At 43.2% G+C, this 13373-nt stretch carries 10 protein-coding genes, 7 tRNA genes and 1 rRNA gene; 6 read left to right on the top strand and 12 right to left on the bottom strand.

Going from position 1 to position 13373, the window contains the following annotated elements; translation table 11 throughout:
• Positions 1–14: 14 nt before the first annotated feature.
• The 7 genes from sigW to MHB41_RS01035 form a co-directional block, all read right to left on the bottom strand.
• Positions 15–578, bottom strand: coding sequence for an RNA polymerase sigma factor SigW (sigW, locus tag MHB41_RS01065; protein ID WP_024424449.1), 564 nt, complete (start codon positions 576–578; stop codon positions 15–17).
• 187 nt (positions 579–765) lie between these two features.
• Complete coding sequence (gene rocF / locus MHB41_RS01060) at positions 766–1677, bottom strand: arginase (protein ID WP_024424450.1); 912 nt, start codon at positions 1675–1677, stop codon at positions 766–768.
• A 136-nt stretch (positions 1678–1813) separates the two neighbouring features.
• Positions 1814–1885, bottom strand: a tRNA-Gln gene (locus tag MHB41_RS01055).
• A gap of 4 nt (positions 1886–1889) precedes the next feature.
• Positions 1890–1974: transfer RNA gene (locus MHB41_RS01050), tRNA-Tyr, on the bottom strand.
• A gap of 28 nt (positions 1975–2002) precedes the next feature.
• Positions 2003–2075 (bottom strand) — tRNA-Thr (locus tag MHB41_RS01045).
• A gap of 3 nt (positions 2076–2078) precedes the next feature.
• Positions 2079–2154: transfer RNA gene (locus tag MHB41_RS01040), tRNA-Val, on the bottom strand.
• A gap of 6 nt (positions 2155–2160) precedes the next feature.
• Positions 2161–2235, bottom strand: a tRNA-Glu gene (locus tag MHB41_RS01035).
• A gap of 220 nt (positions 2236–2455) precedes the next feature.
• Between MHB41_RS01035 and murQ the strand changes: the two genes are divergently transcribed.
• The 6 genes from murQ to MHB41_RS01005 are packed head-to-tail and all read left to right on the top strand — an operon-like array spanning position 2456 to position 10185.
• Positions 2456–3367 (top strand): N-acetylmuramic acid 6-phosphate etherase, encoded by a 912-nt coding sequence (murQ, locus tag MHB41_RS01030; protein WP_041115366.1) that lies wholly within the window; start codon positions 2456–2458, stop codon positions 3365–3367.
• Between the two features lie 14 nt (positions 3368–3381).
• The gene (locus MHB41_RS01025; protein ID WP_034283920.1) at positions 3382–4251 is read left to right on the top strand and encodes a MurR/RpiR family transcriptional regulator; all 870 of its coding nucleotides are present in this window, start codon (positions 3382–3384) and stop codon (positions 4249–4251) included.
• The gene (locus tag MHB41_RS01020) at positions 4248–5627 is read left to right on the top strand and encodes a PTS transporter subunit EIIC (protein ID WP_034283921.1); all 1380 of its coding nucleotides are present in this window, start codon (positions 4248–4250) and stop codon (positions 5625–5627) included. The genes MHB41_RS01025 and MHB41_RS01020 overlap by 4 nt, the downstream gene beginning before the upstream one ends.
• Positions 5628–5640: 13 nt before the next feature.
• The gene (gene pbp4b, locus MHB41_RS01015) at positions 5641–6996 is read left to right on the top strand and encodes a penicillin binding protein PBP4B (RefSeq protein WP_034283923.1); all 1356 of its coding nucleotides are present in this window, start codon (positions 5641–5643) and stop codon (positions 6994–6996) included.
• Between the two features lie 13 nt (positions 6997–7009).
• A complete protein-coding gene (locus MHB41_RS01010; protein ID WP_061110479.1) occupies positions 7010–8929 on the top strand; it encodes a glycoside hydrolase family 3 protein in 1920 nt (639 codons plus the stop codon).
• Positions 8930–8940: 11 nt separating this feature from the next.
• On the top strand, positions 8941–10185 hold the full coding sequence (locus MHB41_RS01005) for a DUF1343 domain-containing protein (RefSeq protein ID WP_061110480.1): 1245 nt from the start codon (positions 8941–8943) through the stop codon (positions 10183–10185).
• Between the two features lie 43 nt (positions 10186–10228).
• Here MHB41_RS01005 and MHB41_RS01000 read toward each other — a convergent pair whose 3' ends face one another.
• The 5 genes from MHB41_RS01000 to rrf form a co-directional block, all read right to left on the bottom strand.
• On the bottom strand, positions 10229–11194 hold the full coding sequence (locus MHB41_RS01000; RefSeq protein WP_034283929.1) for a bile acid:sodium symporter family protein: 966 nt from the start codon (positions 11192–11194) through the stop codon (positions 10229–10231).
• Positions 11195–11255: 61 nt separating this feature from the next.
• Positions 11256–12695 (bottom strand): SulP family inorganic anion transporter, encoded by a 1440-nt coding sequence (locus MHB41_RS00995; RefSeq protein WP_061110481.1) that lies wholly within the window; start codon positions 12693–12695, stop codon positions 11256–11258.
• Between the two features lie 355 nt (positions 12696–13050).
• Positions 13051–13123, bottom strand: a tRNA-Thr gene (locus MHB41_RS00990).
• Position 13124: 1 nt separating this feature from the next.
• Positions 13125–13199, bottom strand: a tRNA-Asn gene (locus tag MHB41_RS00985).
• Between the two features lie 42 nt (positions 13200–13241).
• Positions 13242–13357: ribosomal RNA gene (gene rrf / locus MHB41_RS00980) — 5S ribosomal RNA — on the bottom strand.
• Positions 13358–13373 lie beyond the last annotated feature (16 nt).

Below are 13373 nucleotides of genomic sequence, written 5' to 3'. Positions count from 1 at the left end.
CAAAATCACCTCACTCAAAGGTCTCTCAACTGTTTCCGGAGAGCCTCTCTACCCCTGTGTATTCTCGTTTTCACCGTACCAACTGGTATATTGAGAATCTCACTAATTTCTTTTAACGAGAGTTCATCAATATACTTTAATACGATGACCGAACGATATTTGTCGGGTAACCTTAGAATTTTTTGCTGAATGGTACTCGATAATTCAAGAGATACCACCTCATCCTCTGGCAAAATGCCATCAGCAGCAATTTGAGAATACATATTTAATCCTTCTGTTCCTGCCACCTCTGCATCTAAATAATAATCCGGCTTTTTTTTGCGAATACGGTCGATGGTCAGGTTGGTTGCAATGCGGTACAGCCACGTGGAAAACTTACGATTCACATCAAAGCTTTCGATATTCACATAGGCTCGAATAAACGCCTCCTGCGCAATATCCTCCGCTTCGTGTGCATTCCCAAGCATACGGTAGCACAGCTGATAAATTTTGTCTTTATACAGGTCTACGATGTCTGCAAATGCGTTCTGGTCGCCTTTTTTCACTTGCTTAATTCTCTTTTTAATCATTGTGTCCATAGTATATTCAACCTCTGCCTTCACCGGTCTTTATGTATACGAACCTCTTTCCAAAAGGTTTCATTCTCCTCTAAAAAATAGTGTAACAAATTTTTGACAGTGTGTTACGCTTATCAACCGGTAAAAACCTTAACATATCCTTAAATTTTCCCAAAACAAAAAAGAACGGGAACAAGTCCCGCTCTACCTACAATAGCTTTTCACCCATTAATGAACCAATTAACGCAACTGCCGCTTCAGCGGTTTTGTTTTTCTCATCTAAAACCGGATTTACTTCAACAAATTCAGCAGACGTTAAAATACCCGCCTCCTCTAAAAGCTCCATTGCGAGATGACTCTCCCGGTAACTAATGCCGCCTGCTACCGGAGTACCTACACCAGGGCATTCCGCTGGATCTAATCCATCTAAATCAAGCGACAGATGGACACCATCGGTTCTCTCCTTTAGATACGCAATCGCTTCCTCCATCACCCTTGTCATCCCTAAACGATCAATTTCATGCATCGTATACACTTTAATGCCTTTCTCTCGAATCAATGCCCGCTCTCCTTCATCTAAAGATCGAGCACCAATTATAACGACATTTTCAGGCTTCAATTTAGGCGAATAACCGCCAATGTTCGTTAAATCTGCATGTCCAAAACCGAGACTGACAGCAAGCGGCATGCCATGAATATTTCCAGAAGGAGAGGTTTCCTCCGTATTCAAATCCCCGTGTGCATCATACCAAATGACACCTAAGTTTTCATAATGCTTGGCTACCCCAGCAAGTGTGCCTATCGCAATGCTGTGATCACCGCCTAAAATGAGCGGAAACGAACCAGATTGCACAATACTGTCAACCTTCTCAGCAAGCAGCTGATTTGCACCAGCATTCTCCGTCAAATTCTTCAGCTTTTCACTTGTATATAAACCTTTCTCATCATCTCTTTGTTCAACTGGAATATCTCCAAGATCCTCTACATCAAATGAGAGCGTTTCCAATTTTTCTTTTACGCCTGCACAACGAATCGCACTCGGGCCCATATCGACGCCCCTTCTCGTTTGACCCAAGTCCATTGGAACTCCAATAATCGTGACCTTCTTTTGCTCTCCCATATGTACATCCCCTTTCCGTTCATGCTTATATTTTACTTTCTTGATGCCTTCTGACTCAACTCGACAACATTTTGAATAGTTATACAGTCCCTCTGCCAACATAAAAAAAGACACCTTTTTCAAAAAGGTGTCTTAACTGGGCTAGCTGGATTCGAACCAACGCATGACGGAGTCAAAGTCCGTTGCCTTACCGCTTGGCTATAGCCCAAAAATGGTGGAGGGGGACGGATTCGAACCGCCGAACCCGGAGGGAGCGGATTTACAGTCCGCCGCGTTTAGCCACTTCGCTACCCCTCCACATATGGAATTGATAAAGAAAAAACAGTGCCGGCAAGAGGACTTGAACCCCCAACCTACTGATTACAAGTCAGTTGCTCTACCAGTTGAGCTACACCGGCATATGGTGGAGGATGACGGGCTCGAACCGCCGACCCTCTGCTTGTAAGGCAGATGCTCTCCCAGCTGAGCTAATCCTCCACATCATGGTGACCCGTACGGGATTCGAACCCGTGTTACCGCCGTGAAAGGGCGGTGTCTTAACCGCTTGACCAACGGGCCAGTTTGTCAAGTTTGTTGTTTCCGTGAAGCTGACAAAAGTTATTATATACAGGTTGTCCCCCTTTTGTAAAGGGGATTTTTATTTTTTTTATTTTCTAACTATTTACTCCCTATTCGTTCAACAATTTGACTGAAATATAATTTCAATATTCAAATATAATATTGAAATTTCATATCATACTCAATATACTGAAAATGAAGAAATAAGGAGGTATGTCACATGCAGCCATCTCAACTGCGTTCTTTGACAACAGAATCAAGAAACCCCAACACAATGGGAATTTCTCAAGCAGATCCGCTTGAAATACTCCAGATGATCAATGAAGAAGATATGAAGGTCGCTCAAGCAGTCAACCTTGTACTTCCACATGTCAAAACAGCAAGTGACTTTGCTTATGAATCCATCTCAAATGGAGGCAGACTCATTTATTTAGGCGCCGGAACAAGCGGCAGAATTGGCGTAATGGATGCTGTCGAATGTCCCCCAACCTATAGCGTCTCACCTGATGTCATTGTTGGCATCATGGCAGGCGGAGACTCAGCTTTTTCTCAAGCTGCCGAAGATGTGGAAGACAGTGAAGAAGCCGGCAAACAGGATTTAGTACACATCCACCTGACATCAAAAGATACAGTCGTCGGTATTGCCGCAAGCGGCAGGACACCTTATATCATCGGCGCTTTAAACTATGCAAAGTCGATTGGAGCTAAAACAGTAGCACTCAGCTGCAATGAACAAGCAGAAATTAGCGAGCTTGCAGATTGCGCCATTGAGGTCATTGTAGGACCAGAAGCCATCACTGGGTCAACAAGAATGAAAGCAGCATCCGCTCATAAAATGATTTTAAATATGCTTTCCACGTCTGTCATGATTAGACAAGGCAAAGTATATGAAAACCTGATGGTTGATGTAAAAGTCAGCAATCATAAATTAAAAGAACGCGCCATCACCATCATTCAACATGTGACAAACGCTTCCTACGAACAAGCCGTGAAGACTCTTGAAGCAGCAGACTTAGAAGTCAAAACGGCCATCGTCATGCTCCAAACAAACACAGACAAGAAAACAGCCAAAGATTTACTCAACAAAACGAATGGCCACATCGACAAAGCGATCTCACGTTATCAATCCTAAAGGAGGCAGAGCTCATGTCAGCAGGTGGACTTACCCTACTACACACAATCAAATCAAAGCTTCCCCAATCTGAAAAAATCATTGCAGACTATATCCTTGCCCATCCTGACAAAGTCATTAAAAGTACAGTACACGAAATCAGTCAGGCAGCCGGCGCAAGCAGCTCTGCAGTCATCCGCCTTTGTAAATCTCTCGGGCTGGATGGCTATCACGATTTAAAAATGCGGATCGCTGGAGACTTGATGCATGACGATAAACAAGGCTACAGAGATATCGAACAAGATGAACCGCTTCAATCCATTATTCAAAAAACAGCAGGAAACTCGATTCAATCGATTAAGGACACCGCTTCTATTTTAAATGCAGATGCTTTAGAAAAGGCTGTTCAATTACTGCTGCATGCAAACCAAATTCATTTTATCGGTGTTGGTGCATCTGGCATCGTCGCAGCTGATGCCCAGCAGAAATTTCTCAGAATTAACTATGCAGCGACAGCCTTCACTGACATGCACATTGCATCTACGGTCATTGCAAATGCGGGAGAGAATGACATTGTGTTTGGTATCTCCTTTTCAGGAGAAACGTTAGACATCATTCAAGCCCTTCAGCTTGCAAAAGACAACCAAGTGAAAACCATTGCTTTAACACATCCAGGTCATACAAGCGTTTCTGCTTTATGTGATGTTCACCTATCGACGTCCGGTTCCAATGAAGCACCTTTTCGCAGTGCTGCCACTTCCTCTAGAATGGCACAGCTCTACTTAATTGATGTCTTGTTCCTCAGTTTAGCTTCTCGTCAATATGAAGAGACAGCCCAATATATTGACAAGACAAGGCATGCCATCCGCTCCATGAAACGAAAATCAAAGGGGGATTCAACATGAGTCATCAAAAGAAATATCAGCAGTTGGCGAAAGACATTCTTTCACTCTGTGGTGGTTCTGAAAATATCTCTTCCCATACACATTGTATGACAAGGCTCCGAATTACACCGATGGACAATGAAAAAGTTCACGTCACAGCAATCAAAGAACTCGATGGCGTCATTGGCGTCGTCGAAGCAGAAACGCTTCAAATCATTTTAGGCACTGGCGTTGTCAACCAAGTATCAAGTGCGTTTGAAGAGCTGCTAAATGCCTCTGGCTCTTATGATTTAAACAACGAAGCACAAAAAAACAAGCAAGCCATTTCACAAAAGAACCGCACACCGTTCAAGCTGTTCTTACGTCGGATTGCCAGCATTTTCATTCCAATTATTCCGGCACTAGTTGCCTCAGGTCTGATTACCGGAATAACAAAAGCAATCGTGCAAGCAGGCTGGCTTGACGAAAAATCTCAAGCTGCGATTATTTTAACGGTTATCGGTTCTGGACTTTTCGCTTATCTCGGGATATTAGTCGGAACAAATGCCGCAAAGGAATTTGGAGGCTCTCCTGCATTAGGCGCATTAGCTGGTATCCTCATTATTAACCCAGCCTCCGCAGACATTATGTTATTTGGCACAAATATTCTACCAGGCAGAGGCGGACTCATCGGTGTTCTTCTAGCCGCCATCTTTATGGCACTTGTGGAAACCCGAATTAGACGCTTCGTCCCGCAATCACTTGATATCATCGTCACACCAACCATCACACTGCTCATTACAGGTATTTTCACGTACGTTGTCTTCATGCCAGTCGGCGGATTTATATCTGATGCCATCACCTCAGGACTGACTTATCTATTGAATATGGGCGGAATTTTCGCAGGATTTGTTCTTGGTGCTACCTTCCTCCCACTTGTTGTAACAGGACTTCACCAAGGGCTGACACCGATTCATATGGAACTCATCAATTCAATTGGAGATGACCCGCTTCTGCCAATTCTCGCTATGGGCGGTGCAGGACAGGTCGGCGCTGCATTCGCCATTTATATGAAAACAAAAAAGAAAAAGCTCAAAAGAGCCATCGCTGGCGGACTTCCTTCAGGGATGCTGGGCATTGGCGAACCACTCATTTTCGGTGTCACACTCCCGCTGGGACGACCATTTCTCACCGCTTGTCTTGGTGCAGGAATCGGCGGCGCATTTCAAGCCTACTTCCAAATTGCGACGAAAGCCATCGGGGTATCCGGTCTTCCATTAACCTTTATTGTTAACACACATCAAATGCTTCTTTACTTAATTGGACTATTTATCGCATATGTTGCTGGATTTTTCTTCACATACTTATTTGGATTTCATGATGATATGGCTGTTGAATTCGAGGATCACAATCAATAAGGAGGTTTAGACCTTGAAGAAATGTTTTCTTTTGATCACATGTCTGCTCATGCTCCTTGGGTTACCAGTACAAACATTTGCAACTAGCTCCCATCCTGTATCGTCTTTGTCTAAAACAGCACCTGAAGAATATCCCGTTTTAAAAAAAGCAAAACGACCGGAACAAGTAGGTGTTTCTTCCAGGCAGCTGAGGAAGGTTGATCAAATGATTCAAAATGACATCAAAGCAGGATTTCCAGGAGCCGCTCTCATCATTATCAAGGACGGAAGAATCGTCCATCAAAAAGCCTATGGCTACCGGCAAAAATACGATGGCACAACAGAGCTCAAATCGTATAAAAAAATGAAAAAGGATACACTATTCGATCTGGCATCCAATACAAAAATGTATGCGACCAACTATGCCCTGCAAAAGCTTGTCTACGAGAAAAAACTTGATGTCAACGAAAAAATACAGACCATCCTTCCAGATTTTCAGGATGAACCTGATGCAAAAGTAACCGGTAAAGACCAGCTCAGGGTAAAAGATCTTCTCACCCATTCTGCGGGTCTCCCTTCCAGTGTCTTATTTTATAGCAAAGAAACAGCTGGCTCTTTTTATTCTCAAGACAGAAAAACAACGATGAAATGGCTGCCAAAGATACCGCTGCAATACAAGCCAGGTACCCAGCACATTTATAGTGACATTGATTACATGCTGCTAGGCATGATCATCGAGAAGAAAACAGGCATGCCTCTTGATCAATATGTCGAGTCAACGATTTATCGGCCGCTAGGTCTCAAACATACAATGTTCAATCCGCTGCAAAAAGGGTTCAAGCCGAAGCATTTTGCAGCAACTGAACGTTTAGGCAATTCACGAGACGGTGTCATCGATTTTGAAAACATCCGACGGTACACCCTGCTAGGTGAAGTACACGACGAGAAAGCATATTACTCAATGGCAGGTATCTCCGGCCACGCTGGACTTTTCTCGAATACCTCAGATATGGCCGTGCTGCTTCAGCTGATGCTTAATAAAGGAGGCTATGGAAAAACAACCATCTTTGATCAGGCTTCTATCGATCTCTTTACAGCCTCATCTGATACGAACCCAACTTACGGGCTAGGCTGGCGAAAAAACGGTCATACTGACATGGAATGGATGTTTGGAAAATATGCAAGTAACGAAGCCTATGGGCATACTGGCTGGACCGGCACCATGACGTTGATTGATCCTAAACACAATTTAGGTGTCGTGTTGCTGACGAATAAGAAACATTCACCCGTTGTTTCACCAGAAACAAATCCTAATCAATTTGAAGGCGACCTGTTCCCAACTGGTACTTATGGAAGCATCATGACCGCAATCTACGAATCTTTTCAGTAAAAGGAGGAATTCGATGTTGAAAGCTCTCTTCCCCGCTGCACTGGTTTTAGCCCTGCTAACCTCTTCCATTCCAACGGAAAAGGTTAGCTCTGCCTCTCTGCCAACCGCTAAACAAATGGTTCAAGACATGTCACTGGATGAAAAGATAGGTCAAATGCTCATGCCGGACTTTCGCAACTGGCAAACAAAAGATGAATCCGCATCTACAGGCTTCACAAAGATGAATAACGAAGTATCTCACCTTGTAGAAAAATATCATCTAGGCGGTGTCATCTTATTTGCCGAGAATGTCGTTGATACAAAACAAACCGTGAAACTCACCCATGAATTTCAAAAAGCATCACCAAACATTCCTTTACTCATTTCCATTGATCAAGAAGGCGGAATCGTCACAAGGTTACAAAAGGGAACACATTTCCCAGGAAATATGTCGATTGGTGCCTCTAGAAGCAAAAAAAATGCATATGACACAGGAAAAATCATCGGAAAAGAATTAAACGCCTTAGGCATCAATACAAACTTCTCTCCTGTGCTTGATGTGAATAATAACCCAAACAACCCCGTCATTGGTGTCCGTTCCTTTAGCTCTGATCCTGCTCTTGTCTCTATACTTGGCCTTCAAACCATGAAAGGACTTCAAAAGGAAAAGACCATTTCCACACTAAAACATTTCCCGGGACATGGTGATACTGCCGTCGATAGTCACTACGGCTTGCCGCTCGTAGAGCATGACCTAGATCGTTTAAAAAAGGTTGAGCTGTATCCGTTCCAACAAGCGATCAATGCTGGTGCAGATATGGTCATGACCGCTCATGTGCAATTTCCTGCCATTGATGACACAACGTATCGAAGCAAAAAAGATGGCGAGGACATCATGGTTCCAGCAACCTTATCAAAAAAAGTCATCACACACTTATTAAAAGAAGAGATGGGCTTTCAAGGTGTTGTTGTGACAGACGCTCTAAATATGAAAGCGATTGCAGATAATTTCGGACAGGAAGAAGCCGTCGTGATGGCCATTAAAGCAGGCGTCGACATCGCTCTCATGCCAGCACCAGTCACCTCATTAAAAACAGAGAAAAACCTAGAGAATGTATTCAATGCTGTCAAACAAGCAATTTTAAAGAAAGAGATTCCGATGTCGCAGATCAACGAATCTGTCGAAAAAAATCTTCAATTGAAAATCAAACGCGGCATTATTTCCTCCAAAAAACCAATCAATCTTGAGAAAAAAATCAAAAAAGCCACTCAAGTCGTTGGGAAAAAGTCGCACCTTAAAGCAGAACAAAAAATGGCACGTGAAGGGATCACCCTGCTTAAAAACAACAAAAAAACCTTACCTTTCAAGCCTAAAAAGAATGACAAAATCGTGGTCATGGCACCTTACGAAGATCAGACAAAAGCAATGTCTGTCACAGTCGAATCTCTCATGAAACAAAAAAAGATCAAGTCTGTAAGCATCCAGTCATATGCTTTTGCGGATAAAACGTTCACCAAAGATACAGCCAAACTGATTCAAGAAGCTGACTATGTCATCACTGGCTCTTACGTTGTCCAAAATGATCCAGCAGTGAATGATGGCGTAATTGATGACAATGTCCAGGATCCGAAAAAATGGGCAACCGCCTTCCCTCGTGCTGTCATGAAAGAAGCAGCAGCACAAAACAAAAAAATGGTCATCATGAGTCTTAGAAATCCTTATGATGCGGCAAATTTTGAAGAAGCCGATGCCTTACTAGCTGTGTACGGTTTTAAAGGCTACTCAAACGGACAATTCAATCAGCCAAATATTCCTGCTGGACTAGAAGTGATATTTGGAGCTGCATCACCTAAAGGGAAACTGCCAGTTGATATCCCATCTGTCACTCATCCAAATCAAACCCTTTACCCATTCGGCTATGGCCTCAACTTGAAAGGGAAACAGATCAAATAGGAGGGATTCTCTTGAAGAAAACAGTCAGTTTCATACTCGCAAGCTTTCTCATGATGAGCACATTGACCGCTGCCTCTCCCGCAGAAGAACGAACAGTCACAAAAGGGAAAAAAGCATCAGTCAAAACAGGGATCGAAACACTACTCTCAAGCAATCTTTCATGGCTAAAAGGGAAAAGAGTTGGTCTCATTACAAACCCGACTGGCATCGATGCAAATATGAAAAGCAGTGTCGATCTCCTATTTGAACATCCAAATATCAAGCTCACTGCTTTATATGGACCTGAACACGGCGTACGCGGCGATGCACAAGCAGGAGAAGGCGTCGAATCCTATACCGATGAAAAAACAGGGCTTCCTGTTTACTCTCTTTATGGAAAAACAAGAAAACCAACTCCTGAAATGCTGAAAAATGTAGATGTCCTGCTGTTTGATATTCAAGACGTTGGTACTCGTTATTACACCTATATTTACACGATGGCCTATGCGATGGAAGCCGCTAAAGAAAACAACATTCCCTTTGTTGTCCTAGACCGCCCAAATCCCATTGGCGGACTAAAAGTAGAAGGACCTGTTTTAGAGCCTGAACACGCCTCATTTGTAGGGCTCTATCCCATCCCATTAAGACATGGAATGACTACTGGTGAGCTTGCAAAACTGTTTAACAAAGAGTTTCATATCAATGCTGATGTAACAGTCATCAAAATGAAAAATTGGAAGCGGTCCATGACATTCGATGATACAAAGCTGCCGTTCGTCCTTCCTTCTCCTAACATGCCAACAGTGGATAGTACCTTTGTATATCCTGCCACAGGGTTAATTGAAGGCACAAATGTCTCTGAAGGCAGAGGAACGACAAAACCATTCGAGCTCATTGGTGCACCATATATCAATAGCAGCGAGCTGGCAGATCACTTAAATCAGCTAAAACTAAAAGGCGTTCAATTTAGACCTGTGTCATTCACCCCCACATTTTCTAAACATGCCGGTACACTATCTCATGGTGTGCAGTTATATGTCACAGACCGCTCATCCTTCGAAGCGGTGAAAACGGGGTTATCCATCATCAAAGAAATACATGATTTATACCCTAATGACTTTGAGTTCCTTCAAACAGGCAGCTTTGACAAACTCATCGGGAATGGCTGGATGAAAGAAGAAATCAATAAAGGAACTTCCGTCAAACATATGATGAAACGCTATCATCACGACCTCAAAACATTCGAAAAGAAACGAAAAAAATATCTCATCTATTAAATCACAGAAAAAACCTCCATCTATCAAAGGATGGAGGTTTTTTTCATGAGAAAGATTTGGTCACAGCAGGTGCTTTCAGCTCAAAACGATTGAGTAAGAAACCAAACAAGGCAGCAAGCACTTGCTGAAACAGCATGCCAATCACCACAGGAACAGCGACAGCAGGCGGGAAAAAGCTAATGGCAAGCACAGCCCCCGCACTAATGTTTCTCATACCGCCCGTATACACGATAGCCACAATCTCTCCTTGAGTACATTTCATCGTCTTTCCAATCAACCATGCAAACGCATATCCGCTCATCGCAATGAGAAACACAGTCGCTGCCTTGCTAAAAAATGCGGCATCCAGTTCACGCAAGTATGGCGCAACAACAGAACTGTTAATCGACACCACTACAAACAAGCCTATTTTTGAAAAAGGTGACAGTGTCTGACTAATCATTTTTGTCACAGCAGGCTTTGCATATTGACGAACGAGCATCCCTAAAATAGATGGAAGCACCACCATCCCAAACAGCCCTTTCATGATCGCGACCATGTCCATATGAACCTGTGTACCGGCCAAAAGTGACAAACTGGCTGGCACAATCAATGGCGAAAGCAATGTATCAATTAAAATAATGGATAACGTTAACCCAACATTCCCTTTATACATTGCCGCCCATATCAAACTAGAAACTCCTGTGGGAATCACCATTGCAAGTGTCAAACCGGTGATCGTCATGGCATCACCCGCAAATATGAGATGTCCCGCTGACCAAGCATAAAGAGGCATCAACACGTGCAAAATCATAAACGATAAAATCAAAGGCAATGGGTGCATCACCGTATGCTTTAACGCTGAAAAAGTTGAAGACAAGCTCCCAGCAAAGGTCATAACAGCAAATACCCATGGCACTAAAAACGTAAAATCTTTTAAATAGGCCGCCAATAAAACACCGAGTAACACACTAAAAGGTGTAATGAGCGGCATCATCCGGCCGAGCACTTGATTCAAACGCACAAGCATGCCGGCCACCTCCATCCTTCACTTTCTTTCCTTCTCTATTGTAACAGACAGAAAGGCCTTTTTAAGAACCATTCACTTGTTTCACAAGCTTTCGACTTGATGTATCCATTCCAACTACGTCCACCTGGACGCCATTTGCTTGATACCTCTCCTTTATACGTTCTATCGCTGCTACGCCTGATTCATCCCATATACGCGCTTCAGACAAATCAATCACAACAGATTGGAGATCTTTCCCCTGATGGAAAGCTTGGATCAAGTCCGTGACAGAAGCAAAGAAAATTTGCCCTTTAACTCGATATACCCAAGTACCTGCCTGGCTTTCTTTAGAAGTAATATGAAGCTTCGATATCTTTGCGACAAAGAACACCGCACTAAGCAGCACACCTGCAAAAACGCCTTTTGATAAATCATGAGTCAACACCACCGTCACGACCGTGACAACCATCACAATAGAATCTGTTTTCGGATTCTTTTTTAGCTGCTGAAAAGAACTCCAATCAAATGTGCCAATGGAAACCATGAACATCACAGCCACTAGAGCAGCCATCGGAATTTGAACCACAACATCACCTAGTACAAAAATCAGCACCATTAAAAAAGCACCCGCTACAAAGGTAGAAAGCCGGCCTCGTCCACCTGCCTTCGTATTAATCACAGATTGACCAATCATCGCGCAGCCAGCCATACCACCAAAGAATCCTGCAACCACATTAGCAATCCCTTGACCTCTCGCTTCCTTGTTCTTATTACTAGACGTCTCTGTCATATCATCGACAATCTGTGCGGTTAAAAGAGACTCAAGTAAACCAACCATCGCAAGTGCTAAAGAATAAGGAAAAATGATAGCAAGTGTTTCCCAACTAAACGGAACTTGAGGAATCAGAAAAACAGGCAAAGAACTTGGAAGCTCTCCCATATCTCCAACTGTTCTAACATCAATATGTCCAAATACAGCCAATATCGTCATTACAATAATGGCAATGAGTGGGGAAGGTATCACCTTTATCACCATAGGCAATAAATAAATGATCAGCAGGGCACCACCTGTCATCATATACATGGCTAATGATTCCCCAACGAAATGTGGAAGCTGAGCCATGAAGATCATAATAGCCAACGCATTGACAAAGCCAACCATGACGGACCTCGGAATAAATTTCATCAAACGAGATACTCGGCACAATCCGAACACAATTTGAATCAAACCCGTCAAAATCGTAGCTGCAAACAAATATTGCAACCCATGATCAGCAACCAAGTTAACCATGACGAGAGCCATAGCCCCTGTTGCAGCCGAAATCATGCCTGGGCGTCCACCAACAAACGAAATCACAATCGCAATACAAAACGATGCATACAACCCGACTTTCGGATCAACGCCCGCAATAATCGAAAACGCAATGGCTTCAGGAATTAAAGCCAGTGCGACTAATATACCCGCAAGAACGTCCTGACGTACATGTCCAAACCATTCTTGCTTTACAAATAAATCTTTCAAACCATCTACTCCTTTTTATATACATTCCGTACATGGAAAAAGAAGATCAACTATACCTGGAGATGAAGAAAGGAAAAACAAACGATACTTCACTTTCGGGGGAAAAGAGGAACGTACAGAGTCTTTTGATATAGAGGATAGCACTTTAGTAAGAATAAAAGAAAGAGACTGAAGAATCAAGATCAAAAAGAAGGAGATAAGTAAAAAAGCGATGCAACAATGCTGTGCAAGCCGTTTTATTCGCTTTCCTAAAGTCATCAGTCTACTGATCATCGAGCAGTTCAATATATATGTAAACAAACAAAAAAAGCCTTCTCATCATCGAGAAACCTTGTCATATCAACATATAGAGGAAAGCTTCCAAGCGGGCTCGAACCGCTGACCTCTTCCTTACCATGGAAGTGCTCTACCTACTGAGCTATGGAAGCATGGCTCCGCAGGTAGGACTCGAACCTACGACCGATCGGTTAACAGCCGATAGCTCTACCACTGAGCTACTGCGGAATGATAAAGTAACTTCTTCCATTGGAAGGATATAAACAAAAAGCTTGGCGGCGTCCTACTCTCACAGGGGGAAACCCCCAACTACCATCGGCGCTGAAGAGCTTAACTTCCGTGTTCGGTATGGGAACGGGTGTGACCTCTTCGCTATCGCCACCAAACCTGATGGAGAGAATG

It is taken from the genome of Bacillus sp. FSL H7-0578 (assembly GCF_038630855.1).
GTDB classification, from domain to species: domain Bacteria; phylum Bacillota; class Bacilli; order Bacillales; family Bacillaceae; genus Bacillus; species Bacillus safensis.
The sequence above is the reverse complement of the archived record's forward strand: the minus strand, read 5'-3'. Positions and strand labels throughout refer to the sequence as shown.